The following is a 16,495-nucleotide window of genomic DNA, read 5'->3' as shown; positions in this document are numbered from 1 at the left end:
GCGGCGACGCCGCACCGGCCGGGAAAACGGATATCGGCGGAGACGAACCGACACTGCGGGAGTCGTTCAATGAACACGAGAAATGCGTCGCCCTCGGCGGCGAAAGTCCCTGCGCTGGTGATGCTGGCCGCCGTGCTGGCCGCCGGATGCGCCTCGGGGGAGACCGCCACGGGCGACGCCTCGGCGGCCACGAAGAAGGCGTCGGCCGCGGCGCCCGCCGCGACACCGGTCGCGGGGCCCGTCGAGGCGAACCCGCTTCCGAAGAAGATCCACAACGATCCGAATGTCCGCAGCAACATCGTCCAGACGAAGTGCGCGGCCGTACCGGGCGGCTGGGGCGCCGCGGGAACGGCGGCGAACCCGGGGAAGAAGCCGGTCACCTACCGGATCGTCGTGTACTTCACCACCACCAAGGCGACGACCCTGGACTACGCCCGGACCCAGGTGAAGGTGCCCGCCGGCAAGACGGTCCCCTGGAGCGCCAAGAAGAAGTTCGACGCCGAGGACAAGATGCTCTGCCCCATGCCCGGGATCAGCCTCGTGACCTGACGGGCTCCGTACGAGCCCCGCGGGGGCCCTGTACGGCCCCCGTAAGCGTCCGGGTCGCGGTCCGCGCCGTACGGCGGTGCCGTCGTACGGCGGTGGCGGCGCGGTGCGGCGGCGTCGTACGGCGGTGGTGGCGCGGCGGCGCCGTGCGGTGCCGTACGGCGTCTCCGCTGGTCAGAGGGCCGATCGCTACCCTGGAGGGAACGGGGCGGTATCCGCCCGCGGCGCGTGCCGCGGACGGGGAGCCGGGGCCGAGGGCCGCGGCGGGGCCGAAGGGGGTGTCGCGCATGGACGGGCGGGTGGAACAGGTCCGCGGGATCCTGCACGAGGCGGCCGAGACGCATCACCGGGTCTACCGGATCACCGACGGCGTCGACGACGACTGGCCGTACTGGTACGCCGACTGGCTGGTCAACCTCTCGGAGCTGCCGGAGGCGCTGGGCATCAAGCCGCTCCGCAGCCGGCTCGTCTACGAGCTGGTCAGACTGGACGCGGAGTACGCGACGGCCGACCCATCGGTGCCCTGGGAGACCTTCTACGCGCGGGGCCTGGTCGACCGCCTTCGCCCCGGCCGCGACCCGCTGGTGTAGCGGTGCCGGAGAAGCCTTTCCGGACGCACAGGCACGGACCCGGTGGGAGGCGCGGACCTCGCCGCGTCTCCCACCGGCCGGACCCTGGTCAGTCGATCGCGGCCAGGTCCACGATGCGCATCCTGTCCGAGAGGCGGACGGTCAGCAGGCGGTCGTCACCGCCGTCGGGGATCGCCATGCTCATCTGGGTCTCCTCCTCGACGTACCGCCCCCGGACCTTCCTCGCGGGGATCGTGCGCTCCTCCGGGCGTATGCCGAGGTCGGCGGACCTGCCGGTGTCCGCGTCGTACAGCGCCACCCCCGCCGGTCCCTTCCGGTCGTTGAGGGTGAACATGAAGAACCGTTCCAGGCCCGCCTCCATGAGACCCGACGCGGACCGCGGCGACAGCTCGCGCTCCCCGGAGCCGTCCCGGTCGCGGACGAACCACTTCGGGAGGGCGCCGTCCCGCCTCAGGACGCCGAAGCACCGCTCGACCCCGCACCGGACCTGTTCCTCCCCCGGGCCGACCACGGCGTCGCGCCGCTCGCCGGTCTCGACGTCGAGCAGCTCCCGGAAGACCACCTTCCCGCGATGGACGCCCACCCAGGGCCACCGCAGGACATGGTGCCGCCCGGCGCCCTTCACCGGCCGCGGCCGGCCTCCGTTCAGCGGCACCCGGTGGACGCCGCCCTTCTCGTAGGCGAAGACCACCTCCGAGCCGACGACGGCCAGCCCGTTGATGTGGCCCTCCTTCATGACGTCCCCCAGGGGGACGTCGGTCACCGGCCGGGGCCGGCCGCCGGCCACCGGGACCGTCCAGATCCGGGCGACCCGTGGTCGGCCCGGCTCCTTGTACGACGCCCACCAGACGATGTTCCCGCCCCCGGCGGCGACGCCGTCGGCGTAGATGGCCGAGCCCTTCGTCGGGGGGATCTCGGCGACCCGGGTGGGCCGGCCGCTGTCCAGGTCGTAGCGCCACAGGAACTGGCGCTTCCCGTCCCAGGCCCCCGTCATGACCAGTAGCGTGCGATCGTCGAGCAGCACCTGCGGCTCGTACGCGCGGCCGTCGGGCAGCTTCGCCGGGAGGTCGTGCACGGCCTTCGGCCACACCCTCGTGACGGGCGGCGGTATCTCGTCCACCGGGGGCTCGGCGCGCTTCGTCGCCCCGGGGGAGGGGGACCCGGTCCCGCCCGTCGCGGGCGGCGGCGCGGCCGGTCCGCGGAGGGCGCTCACCGCGGTGCCCGCGCCGACCGCCACGACCACCACCGCCGTGGCCGACAGCAGCGCCGCCGTCCGGGTCCGGCGGCGGCGGTGGCGTGTCTCGACCGCCGTCACCAGTCCGGCCGATGCCCGCGGCGCCTGGTCCGCCGCTCCGGACAGGACACGGCTCAATGCGTCTTCGAGGTGGGTCATCGTGTGCTCCCGTCGGTCATCGGTGCGGAGGAGAGGGCGGCGCGCAGCTTGTCCAGGCCCCGGAACGCCTGGCTGCGCACGGTTCCCGTGGTGATGCCGAGCACCTCGGCGATCTCGGCGTCGGAGAGCTGCTCGTAGTACCGCAGCACCAGGACGGCGCGCTGCCTGCGCGGCAGCTCGGCGAGCCGCCGCCAGAGGCCCTGTTCCTCGTCGGAGGGGAAGGACGCGTGCCGGGCCCGCTCCGGCGGCTCCCCGGTGAGGCGTTCGCGCCTGCGCCGCCGCCACAGGCTGATGTGCAGCCGCGCCATCGTTGTCCGGACGTACCCCTGCGGGTCGTCCTTGCGCCGGACCCTCGGCCAGGCGCCACGCAGCCGTACCAGCGCCTCCTGAACCAGGTCGGCGGCGTCGTGGGGGTTTCCGGTGAGAACGTAGCCGTACCGGAGCAGCGCGTCCGCGTGCTCCGCCACGAAGCCCTCGAACCCGGATGCGTCATCCAATGGTCGTCCCTTCTCGCTTTCATGACCCGGACGACCTCGGGGGCGGATGCGTTGCACGGCGGTAAGCACCGATCTCGGCGCTCGTGGTGTAGGTGTCCGGCCGTTAGCGGTCCGGCCGGAACGGGTAGATCGACATCAGTCTCCCCCCGTGAGAACGAGCGGCGGGAGTGACGCTGTGAGCACTGTCCGGGCCGGAGCGGCGGCCCTTCTCATCGCGATGGCGGCGATCGGAGCACTGAACCACCAGAACGCGGGTGGACGGCACGGCAGGCCGGGTGACGACCGGCACCACGTGAGATCGCTGTTCGACAGGCACGGCAAGTCACCGGGCGGCTGGCGCACGAGGTCGAGGACGGGCTGGCACCCGCGGCAGGGGGCCGTACGGCGGGCGCAGGAGGCCGGCCGCCACACCCGGCCGGGCGTGGGTCGTCCCGCGACGTACCAGGACTCCGACGCCGACGAGTACCGGGACTCGGGCGGCGAGAGCAGCACGAGGTCGACGAGCGAGCACCGGGTGAGTTCAGCCGGGGACCCGCGCCTGGGCCCGCTGGACGGCCGGACCATGAGCCCGGTGGCGTACCGGGCCGAACGCAGGAGCGACGCGGTGCACCGGACCGGACGTGACGGCGGCGCGGCGGTCCTGGCCGGGAGCCACGGCGGCGCGACCGCCCTGGCCGGGCGGCAGGGCGGGGCGACCGCCCAGACCGGGCGTCACGGCACGATGCCGATCGTCATCGCGCACCGCGGAGCCAGCGCGCTGCGGCCCGAGCACACCCTCCCCGCCTACAACCTCGCCGTCCGCTCGGGGGCCGACTACATAGAGCCGGATCTGGTCTCGACCAAGGACCACGTGCTGGTGGCCCGGCACGAGAACGAGCTGTCGCAGACCACCGACGTCGCCCGGCACCCGGAGTTCGCCGCGCGGCGGACCACCAAGGTGATCAACGGTGTCCGCCGTACCGGCTGGTTCACCGAGGACTTCACCCTCGCCGAGCTGCGCACCCTGCGTGCCCGGGACCGGCACCCCGGGCGGCGTGGCGGCGCCGGTTACGGAGACAGGGCGACGATCCCGACCCTGGACGAGATCGTCCGGCTCGCGCAGCGGCGCGGCGTCGGCGTCTACGCCGAGACCAAGTTCCCGAGTTACTTCGCCTCGATCGGGTTGCCGCTGGAGGAGCCGATGCTGGCCACCTTCAGCCGGTACGGCTGGGACGACGCGACCGACCCGGTGTTCGTCGAGTCCTTCGAGACCGGCAACCTGAAGAAGCTCAGCACCATGACGCATCTGCGGCTGATCCAGTTCATCGGCGGCAGAAGGGCGCCGTTCGACCTGGTGGCGGCCGGTGACACGCGCACCTACGACGACATGGTCACCCCGGAGGGCCTGCGGGAGATCGCCCGGTACGCCGACGGCATCGGCGTGAACACCCGGCGGATCGTGCCGCGCGGCCCCGACGGGAGGCTGGGACCGCCGACCTCGCTCGTCGACGACGCCCACGCCGCCGGGCTGCTGGTGCACGTGTCGACGGTCCGCGCGCAGAACGGCAGGCTCCCCGCCGACTACCGCCGGGGAGACCCCGCCGTCAGGGGATACCGGGGCGCCGCCGGTGACGTGGCGGGCTGGCTGGACCGGCTGTACGGCCTCAAGGTGGACGGGGTCTTCGCCGACGATCCGGGCGTCGCCCGTGTCGCACGGGACCGCCTGTTCTCGCGCGTGTAGCCGCCGGGGGAGCGACCTGTCCGTTATTCGCCAGGTCAGTCCGGGTATATAGGGATATATCAATGTCCCCCGCCGTTGAGTGGGGGTGCCGGATGCCGAGCAGGACGCGCGGCGGCCTGCTGGCCGTGCTCGCGGGCGGAACCGCGCTCGCGGCCCTGTACGGCGCGCACCCGGCGGCCGACCGGCCACCCGTCTCCGCCCCGGCGCCAGTGCCGGGACCGGGGCGGAGCGCGTGCCCGGACGGGGAGCCGATCGTCATCGCGCACCGCGGCGCCAGCGCGCTGCGGCCCGAGCACACCCTCCTCGCCTACGACCTCGCCATCGGGACGGGCGCCGACTACATCGAGTGCGACCTGGTCTCGACCAGGGACCACGTGCTGGTGGCCCGGCACGAGAACGAGTTGTCGCAGACCACCGACGTCGCCCGGCACCCGGAGTTCGCCGCGCGGCGGACCACCAAGGTGATCAACGGCCACCCGAGGACCGGCTGGTTCACCGAGGACTTCACCCTCGCCGAGCTGCGCACCCTGCGCGCCCGGGAACGCTGCCCCGGCCTCCGTCCAGGCAGCGCCGCCTACGACGGGCTGGACCGGATCCCGACCCTGGACGAGATCGTCCGGCTCGCGCAGCGGCGCGGCGCCGGGCTGCACATCGAAACCAAGATCCCCTCCTACTTCGCCTCGATCGGGCTGCCGCTGGAGGAGCCCCTGCTGGACACCCTCGCCCGGTACGGCTGGGACGACGCGACCGACCCGGTGTTCGTCCAGTCCTTCGAGACCGGCAACCTCAGGAGACTCCACACCATGACCCGGCTGCGGCTGGTCCAGTTCATCGCCGACGCCGGCGCGCCGTACGACCTGGTGGCCGCCGGGGACCCGCGCACCTACGACGACATGGTCACCCCGGCGGGCCTGCGGGAGATCGCCCGGTACGCCGACGGCGTCGGGGTGGTCACCCGGCGGGTCGTCCCCCGCGGGCCGCACGGCACGTCGCTGCCGCCCACCTCGCTCGTCGCGGACGCCCACGCCGCGGGGCTGCTGGTGCACGTGTCGACGATCCGTGCGCAGAACGGCAGGCTCCCGGCCGAGTACCGCCGGGGCGACCGCCGGGACCCGCGCTACCGGAGTCTGCCGGGCGACGCGGCCGGCTGGCTGGGACGGCTGTGCCGGCTCGGGGTGGACGGGATCTTCGCCGACGACCCGGGGGTCGCCCGCGCCGGGCTGGATCTGGCCAGGACGTCGCGCCCGGCGGCCATCGGGCCGCCCGGCGCCGGCAGCGGCGCGACGCGGGCCGCCGGGACCGCTGTGGCCGCCGCGACCGTCATGACGCGGGACATGGGGATGAGGGTCACCGGGACGGGGACCGCCGGGCCGCGGGTCGCGCGGACCCCGCGGTCCGGGCGGGCCGCCGAGGATCCGGTGGAAAGGGATGGATCGCTCCGAAGACGGGCGGATATCATCCCGGCATGACCTGGCGACATTGATCCACGACCTGAGGCCCGAGCGGGGCACGCTGCCGCGGACCGCCGGGGATGCCGAGCATCCCGTCCGCGAAGCATCCCCGTGAGAAGGACCTCATGAGCATCACTCTGCCGCGTGCCTCGGACGCACGCGTGCGGCGGCTGGCCGCCGCACTTTACGCGTACACGTTCCTCGACGACTTCACCCTGCTCTACCCGCTCTACGCCCTGCTGTTCGCCGACACCGGCCTGTCGACCGCCGAGATCTCCTCGCTGCTGGCCATCTGGTCGCTCACCTCCCTGGTGATGGAGATCCCGTCCGGGGCGTGGGCCGACACGGTCTCCCGGCGGCTGCTCCTCGTCCTGGCGCCGCTGCTCGCCGGGGCCGGCTACGCCCTGTGGTTCCTGCTGCCCTCCTACGGCGCCTTCGCCGTGGGCTTCGTGCTCTGGGGCACCTCGGGGGCGTTGCAGTCGGGATCGCTGGAGGCGCTGGTCTACACCGAGCTGGAACGCGAGGACGCCGCCGGCCGCTACGCCGGGATCATGGGCCGGGCCCGCGCGCTCGGCACCGGCGCCGTGATGGCGGCCACCGCGCTGGCCGTACCGCTGTTCGCCGCGGGCGGCTATTCGCTGGTCGGCGTGGCCAGCGTCCTGGTCTGTTTCGTCTGCGCCGCCGTCGCGGCCGCCTTCCCCGAACACCGCACACGCCGCCCTCGCAGCCCTCGCCGCCCTCGCCGTACGCGCCGAGGGACAGGCGGTCCGGGCGGGGACCTCACGGAGAACCGGGACGGCGATCCCGGGGAGGACACGGAGGCGTCGTCGCCGCGCGCCTACCTCGGCATGCTGCGCGCGGGACTGCGGGAGGCGCGCGGCGACCGGGCCGTACGGCGGGCCCTGCTGCTGGTGCCCGCGGTGGCGGCCCTGTGGGGATCGCTGGAGGAGTACGTCCCGCTCCTCGCGGCCGACGTCGGGGTGGCCACGGAGACCGTGCCGCTCCTGGTGCTCCTGGTCTCCGCGGGGGTCGCGGCCGGCGGCTTCCTCGTGGCGGCCGGGAGCCGTCTGACCCTCCGGGGGCTCGCCGTGCTCCTCGCCGCGGGGGCGGTGGCGCTCGGCGCGGGCGCGGCCGCCGGGAACGCGCTCGGGTTCTTCGCCATAGCCGCGGCCTTCTGCGTCTTCCAGACGTCGACCGTGCTGGTCGACGTGCGGCTGCAGAACACCATCGCGGGTCCGGCGCGGGCCACCGTGACGTCGGTGGCCGGTCTGGCCACGGATGTGGCCTGCCTCGGGGTGTACGGGGTCTACGCCGCCGCCTCGGCGGTGGCCGGGCACGGGATGATCTTCGCCCTCTCCGCCGTGCCGTACCTCCTGCTGGCACTGTTCCTCGCGAGCCGGCGGGACTCCGGAGCGGCCGCCCGCGGCGCCGGGAGCGGCTGACCCGGCGGCCGGCGCTCGGCCGCCCGGCGGCGTCGTCGGGCGGCTGACCCGGGGGCCGGTGTTCAACGGCCCGGCGGCTCGGCGGAGCCGTGGGAGCGGTCCAACGCGGCACCGGGAGGGTGCGCTCTCCTCCCGGTGCCACGGCGGGACCGAGCCCTCCCCGCGGCCAAGGGGAAGGTGGCCGCGACGGGGCTGGAAGGAATTTGTGCCCGTTTTGTGGAGTTGCGTGCATCTCTAGGCCGCCGTTCATAGGATCTATGCCGAACCGTGACCATGGTTTGGAATCGTGGACGACCGCCCCGGGCGGCCGACCGGCCACGTGGAGAGAACGGAGAGCACCGTGCTGGAGTCCAGGACGCGGCGTCGCGTCGCGGCCAAGACGACCGCGATCGCGATGGCGGGCGCGGGCGTCCTCTTCGGCGCCATCCCCGCCGTCGCCTCCCTGCTCGCCACGCCGAAACCGGTCGTCTACACCTGCACACCGGTCGCGGGCGGGACCGGCGGCGCCGCCCACACCTTCCAGGTGGAGCTGGCAGGCCCGGTCACCGCGCCCACGCCCAACTCCGCCGCCGTGATCACCCTGAAGATCGGCTCACCGGCGCCGGCCCTGGCCGCCCCCACGGCGATCGGCGCGGGCGACCGGATCGCCGTCGACGCCGACGTGGTCGTCAGCGGCTCACCGCTGCCGACCCCCGTGGCGACCCCGTCGGCCGAGGCCACGACCACCTCCGGGGCGGTGCCCTCCGGCGGGTCGATCACGTCGTTCCCGACCGTGCTGTTCACGGTGATGCCGACCGCGACCGGTGTCTTCGCGGTCCACCCCGGCGCCTTCACCCTCTACATCCCGGCGGGCGGGACCGGCACGGGCACCGGGACCGGCGCCGAGAACGATCTGTACGACTGCGTCGTCGACCCGGCCGCGGCCGCCGCCGCCGCGGCCCTGGTGACCGTCCAGGCGACGAGCACCGGCACCGGCACGCCCACCGCGACATCCACCCCGACGCCCACCCCCACCCCGACTCCCACTCCCACCGACACGGGCGCCGAGACCGCGGACCCGGTGGTCACCGTCACCAGCACCCGTACCGCCGGGGACGAGGACGAGCAGATCGAGAAGACCCCCGGCGGCGGCGCCTCCACCGGTGGCGGCGGCGAGGCGGGGCCGGACGCCCGGATGGTCATGCTCGGCGGCGTGCTGATGGTGGCGGGCGCCGCCGTGGGCGGCCTGGTGCTGCGCCGCCGCACGGCGACCAGGGGCTGACCCGGTGACCCGGTGACGCTCCCGACGCCGCCAGGCCGCCCGCCGATGCGCCCCCGCGGGCCGGTGCCGCCGCCGTACCCGGGGCGACCGGGCGGCCCGCCGTACCCGCCGCACGACGGGTACGGCCCGCCGTACGGCGGGCCGCCCGACGACGGCGGGAGGATGCTCCGGTCGGTGCTCATCCTGGCGGGGATCGCCGGAGTGGTCACCGTGCTGGTGGGCCTGCTGCTCATGCTGGCCAGACCCGAGGAGTACGGCCTGGCCGACCGGCGCACCGCGCTGCCGCCGCGCAGCCAGGTGAACGCGAGTTCCGGCCCCTACTTCCAGGCGGCCCCGACCGCGCCGCCGCCCACGCCGGCCCTGCCGCCCGCGCCCCCGATGCAGCCCTCGACGCCGGTCCGCCTGGTCATCCCGAAGCTCGGCATCAGCGCGCCGATCAGGTCCGTCGGGCTGGACGGGCAGGGCGCGATCGAGGTGCCGCCGATCGGCAAGCCGAACCTCGTCGGCTGGTACCGCTCCGGGCCCACCGCGGGGGAGGCGGGACCGGCGATCATGCTGGGCCACAAGGACACCCGGTCCGGCAGCGCGGTCTTCAGCCGCCTCGACGAGATCCGCAACGGCGACCTCATCGAGGTGCACCGCAAGGACGGCGTGATCGCGATGTTCACCGTGGGCGGGCTCGAACAGGCGGAGAAATCGGTGTTCCCGACCCAGCGGGTGTACGGGCGGTCACGTGACGCCCAGCTCCACCTGATCACCTGCGGTGGCACCTATGACCGCACCACCGGCCACTACACGGACAACGTCATCGTCTACGCGACGATGACGGGAACGCGGCGGAAATGAGCACCGTCTCCCCGGCCGCCCGGCGGCCCCCGCACCCGCTCGCCCTCACCCGGTCCTCCGGAGCGCCGAGGCCCGGCGCCGTCGCGAAGACCGCGGACGCGAAGGCCGTGGACGGGAAGATCTCAGACGCGAAGACCGCGGACGCGAAGGCCACCGTCAAGGCCGCCGGGGGGTCCCTCGCGGACTTCGCCCGCGGGCGGCGGCACGGGCTGATCCTGACCGCGCTGGTGGCCCTGGCGACGACGGCCTACTCGGTGCTGAGCCTGGTCAAGTTCGCCACCTTCAAGGTGAGCATCTTCGACCTGGTCATCTTCGACCAGGCGGTGCGCGGCTACGCGCACTTCGGGCCGCCCGCCACGCCGTCGGTCGGCATGACCTACGGCCTGGGCATGGACTTCCTCCAGCTCGGCGACCACTTCTCGCCGATCCTCGCGGTCCTGGCGCCGCTGTACTGGCTGTACGACGACCCGCGGACGCTCCTGGTCGCCCAGGCGGTGCTGCTCGCGCTGGCCGCGATCCCGATCCATCGTTACGCCGAGCGCCGTCTGGGGCCGGTCCCGGCGCACCTGGTGGCGGCCGCCTACCTGGTGTCGTGGCCGGTCGCGCAGGCCGCCGGGTTCGACTTCCACGAGGTGGCCTTCGTCCCGCTGCTCAGCGCGCTCATGATCGAGCGGTTCGACGCCGGCCGCCCGGCCTGGGGCGTGGTGGCCGCCCTCGGCCTGCTGCTGGTCAAGGAGGACATGGGGCTGCTCGTCGCGGGGTTCGGGGTGTACCTCTTCCTCACCCGGCGGCGGCTCCAAGGAGCCGCGTTCGTCTTCTTCTCGCTGGGCGCGCTGGTGATGATCCGCGGCGTGCTGATGCCGATGGCCGGGTCGCCCCCGTCGGGGTTCCACTGGGCCTACGGCGCCTGGGGCGCGAGCCTGGGGGAGGTCGTGCTGGCCGTCGCGCGCGACCCGGCGGGGGCGCTGTGGCAGATGGTCAGCCCCGAGGTCAAGGTCGACACCCTGGCCTTCCTGCTGTGGCCGGTGCTGCTGACCGCGCTGGCCTCGCCGCTGACCCTGGTGGCGGTCCCGCTCGTGGTGGAGCGGTTCCTGTCGGACCGGCCGCAGTGGTGGGGGACGGACTTCCAGTACAACGCCTTCGTCGTCGGGATCCTGTTCTGCGCCGGGGCGGACGGCGTCCACCGGCTGCGACGCCGGTTCGCCGACCGTCCGGAGAGGAGGGCCGACCGTCCGGAGAGGCGGGCCGGCCAGGAGGCGGAGTGGGCCGATGAGGAGGCGGCCGAACGGGCGGAAGCCGGGCGGACGGCCGCCGGGCGTCCCGGAAGCGGGCGAAAGGACGCCGGGCGAGCGGATGCCGGGCGAACGAAGACCGATCCGTCCGGGAAGGACACGCCCGTGGAGGACACGCCCACAGAGGAGACGCCCGTGGGGAACGGGTCCGCGGACGGTCCGGCGGGCCGTCCGGGCCGGTGGGATCCGGTCCCGTACTGGGCGGTCGCGATCCTCGTGATCGGCCTCACGCTCGTCCCGAAGTTCGCCATGGGCGACCTCGTCGAGTCGTCCTTCTACGAGGGCGAGCCGCACGTCGCCGCGGCCCGCGAGGCGGTCGCCGCGGTCCCGGACGGCGTGGTCGTCGAGGCGGTCAACAACGTCGGCCCCGCGCTCACCGCGCGGACGACCGTACTGCTGTGGGGCCCGCAGAGCTACGGCGCGCCCTGGGTGGTGGCGGACGTGGCGCGGTGGAGCTACCCGTTCGGCGACTTCGACTCGCAACGGCGCCGGGTGGACGAGGCCCTGGCGAACGGCTACCGCAAGATCTATGACCGCGACGGATACATCGTCCTGAACCGTCCCTCCTGAGCACGACAGCGGGAAGGCTTCTCCTGTAACCTGCTAGTAACCGAACATTGCTCGGTTCCATGAGCAGGAGGCACTGTGGCAGAGGCGTACATCGTCGGAGCCGTCCGCACCCCGGTCGGCAAGAAGAAGGGCGGGCTGTCCACCGTCCACCCCACCGACCTGGCCGCGCACACGCTCAGGGCGCTCATCGACCGCACCGGCGTCGACCCGGCCGCGGTGGAGGACGTCATCATGGGCTGCGTCATGCAGTTCGGCCCGCAGAGCATGGACATCGCGCGCAACGCCTGGCTGTCGGCGGGCCTTCCGGAAAACGTCGCGGGCGTCACCATCGACCGCCAGTGCGGCTCCTCCCAGCAGGCGGTCCACTTCGCCGCCCAGGGAGTGCTCTCCGGCACCCAGGACCTCGTGGTGGCCGCCGGCGTGGAGTCGATGAGCGTCGTGCCGATGGGCTCGTCGATCACCGCCGCCCTGGAGAAGGGCATGCCCTTCCCGTTCGGCGAGGGCTGGGTCGAGCGGTACGGCAAGCAGGAGATCTCCCAGTTCCGCGGCGCCGAGCTGATGTGCGAGAAGTGGGGCCTCGAACGCGAGGAGCTGGAGCGGTACGCCTACGAGAGCCACCAGCGGGCGGCCAAGGCCATCGCCAACGGCCACTTCCGGGACCAGATCGCCCCGATCAACGGCGTCGAGGACGACGAGGGGCCGCGGCCGGACACCACGCTGGAGAAGATGGCGTCGCTCAAGACCCTCCGCGAGGGCGGACGGATCACCGCGGCGACCTCCTCGCAGATCTCCGACGGCTCCGGCGCGCTGCTGATCGCCTCCGAGAAGGCGATCCGCGACCACGGCCTGGTCCCCAGGGCCAGGATCGTCACGCTGGCGCTCACCGGCGACGACCCGGTCTACATGCTGACCGCGCCGATCCCGGCGACCCGCAAGGCCCTGCAGAGGTCCGGGCTCTCCATCGGCGACATCGACGTCACCGAGATCAACGAGGCGTTCGCCCCGGTCCCGCTGGCGTGGATCAGGGAGCTGGACGCCGACCCGGCCAAGGTCAACCCCAACGGCGGCGCCATCGCCCTGGGTCACCCGCTGGGCGGCACCGGCGCGATCCTGATGACCAAGCTGGTCCACGAGCTGGAGCGCACCGGCGGCCGGTACGGCCTGCAGACGATGTGCGAGGGCGGCGGCCAGGCGAACGTCACCGTCATCGAGCGGGTCTGACCCGCGAGAGGCTCCCGAGGGAGCGCGCGAGGCGGAAGGCGGCCCCGGCCCGGTATTCCGGGCCGGGGCCGCCTTCCGGACGTCAGCGGCCGCCCTTGCCGGGGATCCGGCGCGGCTGACGGGTGGGCCTGACCGGCGTACGGGGCATCGACACGCGCCGGGGCGCGTCCGGAAGCCCCCGTCCGGGCAGGGAGGCGCGGGGCGAGCCCTCGGGCGCGCCGTCCTCGGCGGGCCGGTCGGGGTCCTGGGACCGATGGCTGAAACGGATTCGCATGTGCCACTCCTCGAAGATCATGAAGACGCGGCCGAAGGCCGTGCCGGAGACTCAGCCGCCGCGTCGGACGAACGGGCCAGAGAGCTGAGCGCGGGCGGACCGGTCATCGCCGGTCGACGCCGCTTCTAGGAGTTGATCCACATACGGCCACCGTACGGCGGGCCCGCCGTACGGTGCAATCCATTTATCGCGGCGGCCCGGGGTACGACGGCCCGGGACCGGCCCGGGACCGGCCCGGGACCGGTCCGGGGCCGGGACGCCGTCCCCCGGGCCGGTCCGGGGAACGGCATCCGATCTCCTCTGATCTCCTCCGGCCTCCGCGGTCCGACGTCCCCGGGGATCCCGGTGGCCGTCAGCGGATCGGCCGGTGCAGGTTCTCCGCGGACGACGGGCCCGGCTCGGCGGACGCGATCCACGGGCCCTCGATCGAGGGGTCGAGGATCCCCTCCTCCAGGAACGTGTAGCGGTCCTCCAGCACCCGCGCGGCCAGCCGCGCGTCACGGGAGTCGTTGTTGTCCCACAGCCGGTCGAACAGCGCGTCGGCGCGGAGCCGCGCCTGGTGGCAGAAGGCGTCGGCGAGCTCGACGGCCCTGACGCCCAGGTCGGCGGCGTCCTCCCGGGCCCGGACGCACGTCGCGGTGATCGCGAACAGCTCGGCGCCGATGTCCACGATCCGGCCCAGGAAGCCCTGCCGGTGCTCCAGCCTCCCCTGCCAGCGGGACATGCCGTAGAAGGTGGACCGGGCCAGCCGGCGGCTCGTCCGCTCCACGTAGCGCAGGTGCGCGGCCAGCGGCCCGAACTCCGCGTAGGAGCCGGGGACGCTGCCCGGACCCGTGACCAGCGTCGGCAGCCACCGCGCGTAGAACCCGCCCGCCTTCGCCGCGGCGCGGAGCCGCGCCGCCGTGTCCAGGGACGGATCGATCAGCCCGCCGGCGGCCGACAGGTGGGCGTCCACCGCCTCGCGGGCGATCAGCAGGTGCATGATCTCGGTGGAACCCTCGAAGATCCGGTTGATCCGCAGGTCGCGGAGCAGCTGCTCGGCCGGGACGCCGCGCTCGCCTCGCGCGGCCAGCGACTCGGCCGTCTCGTAGCCGCGTCCGCCGCGGATCTGGACCAGCTCGTCGGCCACCCGCCAGGCCATCTCCGAGGCGTACAGCTTGGCCAGCGCCGCCTCGATCCGGATGTCGTTGCGCGCGTCGTCGGCCAGCCGGCACGACAGGTTCGTCACCGCCTCCAGGGCGTAGGCCGTGGCCGCGATGAAGCCGATCTTGGTGGCGACCGCCTCGTGCCCGCCGATCGGCCGGCCCCACTGCACCCGCGCCTCGCTCCACTCCCTGGAGATCTTGACCGCCCACTTGGCGATCCCGGCGCAGACGGCGGGCAGGGAGAGCCGCCCGGTGTTGAGCGTGGTCAGCGCGATCTTCAGGCCCTGGCCCTCCCGGCCGATCAGGTTGGCCGCCGGGACGCGCACCCGGTGGAACCTGGTCACACCGTTCTCGATGCCGCGCAGGCCCATGAAGGCGTTGCGCCGCTCGACCGTGATCCCGGGGGTGTCGGCCTCGACGACGAACGCGGAGATCCCCCGCTCGGTGCGGGCCATCACGACCAGCAGGCTCGCGACGACCCCGTTGGTCGTCCACAGCTTCACGCCGTCCAGCACGTAGTCGTCGCCGTCCCGCTCGGCCGTGGTGGCGAGCCGCGCCGGATCGGAGCCGACGTCGGGCTCGGTCAGCAGGAACGCCGACACCTCGCCCTTCGCGCAGCGGGGCAGGAAGGCCCGCTTCTGCTCCTCGGTGCCGAACTGCTTGAGCGGCTTGGGCACCCCGATCGACTGGTGCGCCGACAGCAGCGTGCCGAGCGCCGGATTGTAGGACCCGGCGAGCATCAGCGCCCGGCCGTAGTCGAGGTGGCTCAGCCCGAGCCCGCCGTACCGTTCCTCGATGGTGATCCCGAACGCGCCGAGCTGCGCGAGATCCTTGATCACCTCGTCGGGTATCCGGGCGGTCCGCTCGATCAGCGCCGGATCCACCCGTGTCTCCAGGAAACGCCGCAGGGCGTGCAGGAACCGCTCGCCCTTCTCGGACTCGGCCTCCGGCGGGACCGGCGCCGGATGGACCAGATCGAGACGGAAGTCGCCCAGGAAGAGCTGCCTGCCGAAGCTGGGCCGGGTCCACTCCTTCTCCCGGGCCTGCTCGGCCACCTCACGTGCCTTGGCGTAATCGGTCATGCTGACCTCCTCGGACGCGGATGCTTCGAGGTTACGCCCCGGTAACAGAGCGGAGAGAGGCCAGGTCACCCCTGGGGAGCAGGAAGGTTCCCGGTGCTGCGGGAAACCCCTGTGTCCCCAGGGGTCCCTACCGCGGCACGCGGGCGACGCAGAAGACCGTCTGCCCGAAGGGCGGGCGGATGAAGCGCTCGATGAAGCGGGTGGTGGGCACCACCGTGCGGTCGTAGATCTTCACCAGCCGGGGGTCGGGGTAGCCCACGCCACCACGGCGGACCGCGGCCCACCAGGCGATGCCGCCGAGGAAGTTGATCGGCTTGAGCACGTCGATGTCCAGGCCCGCCCGGGAGACCGTGCTGCGCAGGGTGGAGGGGGTGTAGCGGGTGACGTGGCCGACCTTGCGGTCGAAGTCTCCGTAGAGCTGCATGTAACCCGGGACCCAGATGACGATCCGCCCGCCGGGGGCGGTCACCGCGGCCAGGGAGCGGAGCGCCTCGACGTCCTCCTCGATGTGCTCCAGGACGTTCATCATCACGACGGTGTCGACCTTCTCGCCGATCGGGATGTCGGTCGGCAGGCCGAACTTCAGCACGTCGATGTCGTCGCGGCCGGCGAAGCGCTTCTTGAGCTGCTCCACGCAGTAGGGGTCGAAGTCGCTGACCACCAGGCGGTCGAGCCGGGGCAGGAACTGCTCGGCGAAGTGCCCGAGGCCGGAACCGATCTCCAGCATGGACCGGCCCACGTGCGGGGCGACCATGTCGAACTCGTACTGCCGGTAGTTCCTGGCCTCGTCCCCACCCAGGTGGTTCTCCAGGGCCTCGTCGCCGGCCGCGGGTTGCACTACGCGGTCATACCCAGACATGAGGTTCCGTCCAGCTCGATCACTCAGGAGCCGCGGCACCGGTCTGGGGCACGCGGCCATGGACAGCCTCAGAGTCTAGTGGCCGTCGCCCGGGGGCGGCCTCGCGAACGGGCCGCGACCTCCCGGACGCGCGCCCCTGCCCGGCTTCCACATCCCCGGGCCCCCGTCTCCGCACGGCTTCCGCATTCCCGGGTGCGGATCCCCGCGCGGCTCCCGCCCCGGGCGCGCGGCTCCGGCCGGGTTCCCGCGCGACCACCCGCCCCCCGGCCCGTCACCCGGCCCGGCCGCGGTTCGCCCGGCGGCGGG

Annotated in this window: 14 protein-coding genes; 9 read left to right on the top strand and 5 right to left on the bottom strand. The window is 73.5% G+C overall.

Features of this window, described 5'->3' with window-relative positions; translation table 11 throughout:
- Positions 1-69: 69 nt before the first annotated feature.
- Complete coding sequence (locus tag ACZ6W9_RS30985) at positions 70-549, top strand: hypothetical protein (protein ID WP_470120901.1); 480 nt, start codon at positions 70-72, stop codon at positions 547-549.
- A 284-nt stretch (positions 550-833) separates the two neighbouring features.
- Positions 834-1,136 (top strand): hypothetical protein, encoded by a 303-nt coding sequence (locus ACZ6W9_RS30980; protein WP_389961919.1) that lies wholly within the window; start codon positions 834-836, stop codon positions 1,134-1,136.
- An 88-nt stretch (positions 1,137-1,224) separates the two neighbouring features.
- On the opposite strand, the gene ACZ6W9_RS30975 is transcribed toward ACZ6W9_RS30980, so the two are convergent.
- Positions 1,225-2,529 (bottom strand): TolB family protein, encoded by a 1,305-nt coding sequence (locus tag ACZ6W9_RS30975; RefSeq protein ID WP_470120898.1) that lies wholly within the window; start codon positions 2,527-2,529, stop codon positions 1,225-1,227.
- The gene (locus ACZ6W9_RS30970) at positions 2,526-3,026 is read right to left on the bottom strand and encodes a SigE family RNA polymerase sigma factor (RefSeq protein WP_389961915.1); all 501 of its coding nucleotides are present in this window, start codon (positions 3,024-3,026) and stop codon (positions 2,526-2,528) included. The genes ACZ6W9_RS30975 and ACZ6W9_RS30970 overlap by 4 nt, the downstream gene beginning before the upstream one ends.
- A 175-nt stretch (positions 3,027-3,201) precedes the next feature.
- Here ACZ6W9_RS30970 and ACZ6W9_RS30965 point away from each other — a divergent pair, with 175 nt between their 5' ends.
- From ACZ6W9_RS30965 to ACZ6W9_RS30935, 7 genes are all read left to right on the top strand, one after another.
- Positions 3,202-4,746, top strand: a complete 1,545-nt coding sequence (locus ACZ6W9_RS30965) for a glycerophosphodiester phosphodiesterase (protein WP_470120896.1) — start codon at positions 3,202-3,204, stop codon at positions 4,744-4,746.
- A 62-nt stretch (positions 4,747-4,808) separates the two neighbouring features.
- Positions 4,809-6,215 carry a glycerophosphodiester phosphodiesterase family protein gene (locus ACZ6W9_RS30960; RefSeq protein ID WP_470120894.1) on the top strand — a complete coding sequence of 469 codons (1,407 nt, stop codon included), beginning with the start codon at positions 4,809-4,811 and terminating at the stop codon, positions 6,213-6,215.
- Between the two features lie 107 nt (positions 6,216-6,322).
- Entirely contained in the window at positions 6,323-7,639 is a 1,317-nt protein-coding gene (locus ACZ6W9_RS30955; protein ID WP_470120893.1) for an MFS transporter, read from the top strand.
- Positions 7,640-7,925: 286 nt separating this feature from the next.
- A complete protein-coding gene (locus ACZ6W9_RS30950; RefSeq protein WP_470120891.1) occupies positions 7,926-8,900 on the top strand; it encodes a hypothetical protein in 975 nt (324 codons plus the stop codon).
- A 12-nt stretch (positions 8,901-8,912) separates the two neighbouring features.
- On the top strand, positions 8,913-9,746 hold the full coding sequence (locus tag ACZ6W9_RS30945; protein WP_470120889.1) for a class F sortase: 834 nt from the start codon (positions 8,913-8,915) through the stop codon (positions 9,744-9,746).
- On the top strand, positions 9,743-11,608 hold the full coding sequence (locus ACZ6W9_RS30940) for a DUF2079 domain-containing protein (protein ID WP_470120887.1): 1,866 nt from the start codon (positions 9,743-9,745) through the stop codon (positions 11,606-11,608). Before ACZ6W9_RS30945 ends, ACZ6W9_RS30940 begins: the two co-directional genes overlap by 4 nt.
- Before the next feature lie 75 nt (positions 11,609-11,683).
- Positions 11,684-12,829: an acetyl-CoA C-acetyltransferase gene (locus ACZ6W9_RS30935; RefSeq protein WP_389961901.1), complete on the top strand. Its 1,146-nt coding sequence runs from the start codon at positions 11,684-11,686 to the stop codon at positions 12,827-12,829.
- An 82-nt stretch (positions 12,830-12,911) separates the two neighbouring features.
- Here the strand turns inward: ACZ6W9_RS30935 and ACZ6W9_RS30930 are convergent, their stop codons facing one another.
- The 3 genes from ACZ6W9_RS30930 to ACZ6W9_RS30920 form a co-directional block, all read right to left on the bottom strand.
- Positions 12,912-13,103: a hypothetical protein gene (locus ACZ6W9_RS30930; protein WP_389961899.1), complete on the bottom strand. Its 192-nt coding sequence runs from the start codon at positions 13,101-13,103 to the stop codon at positions 12,912-12,914.
- A gap of 352 nt (positions 13,104-13,455) precedes the next feature.
- Positions 13,456-15,330 carry an acyl-CoA dehydrogenase family protein gene (locus ACZ6W9_RS30925; protein WP_470120884.1) on the bottom strand — a complete coding sequence of 625 codons (1,875 nt, stop codon included), beginning with the start codon at positions 15,328-15,330 and terminating at the stop codon, positions 13,456-13,458.
- A gap of 127 nt (positions 15,331-15,457) precedes the next feature.
- Positions 15,458-16,189 carry a class I SAM-dependent methyltransferase gene (locus ACZ6W9_RS30920; protein ID WP_389961895.1) on the bottom strand — a complete coding sequence of 244 codons (732 nt, stop codon included), beginning with the start codon at positions 16,187-16,189 and terminating at the stop codon, positions 15,458-15,460.
- Between the last annotated feature and the right edge of the window lie 306 nt (positions 16,190-16,495).

The sequence above is a fragment of the Streptosporangium sp. NPDC053982 genome (genome assembly GCF_055585205.1).
This window is presented reverse-complemented; position numbering and strand designations above follow the sequence as displayed.

What these genes read in the sequence shown, in the direction of transcription:
- ACZ6W9_RS30985 (WP_470120901.1), top strand. Translation starts at nt 70, where the DNA reads ATGAACACGAGAAATGCGTCGCCCTCGGCGGCGAAAGTCCCTGCGCTG.
- ACZ6W9_RS30980 (WP_389961919.1), top strand. Translation starts at nt 834, where the DNA reads ATGGACGGGCGGGTGGAACAGGTCCGCGGGATCCTGCACGAGGCGGCC.
- ACZ6W9_RS30975 (WP_470120898.1), bottom strand. Translation starts at nt 2,529, where the DNA reads ATGACCCACCTCGAAGACGCATTGAGCCGTGTCCTGTCCGGAGCGGCG.
- ACZ6W9_RS30960 (WP_470120894.1), top strand. Translation starts at nt 4,809, where the DNA reads ATGTCCCCCGCCGTTGAGTGGGGGTGCCGGATGCCGAGCAGGACGCGC.
- ACZ6W9_RS30955 (WP_470120893.1), top strand. Translation starts at nt 6,323, where the DNA reads ATGAGCATCACTCTGCCGCGTGCCTCGGACGCACGCGTGCGGCGGCTG.
- ACZ6W9_RS30940 (WP_470120887.1), top strand. Translation starts at nt 9,743, where the DNA reads ATGAGCACCGTCTCCCCGGCCGCCCGGCGGCCCCCGCACCCGCTCGCC.
- ACZ6W9_RS30930 (WP_389961899.1), bottom strand. Translation starts at nt 13,103, where the DNA reads ATGCGAATCCGTTTCAGCCATCGGTCCCAGGACCCCGACCGGCCCGCC.
- ACZ6W9_RS30925 (WP_470120884.1), bottom strand. Translation starts at nt 15,330, where the DNA reads ATGACCGATTACGCCAAGGCACGTGAGGTGGCCGAGCAGGCCCGGGAG.
- ACZ6W9_RS30920 (WP_389961895.1), bottom strand. Translation starts at nt 16,189, where the DNA reads ATGTCTGGGTATGACCGCGTAGTGCAACCCGCGGCCGGCGACGAGGCC.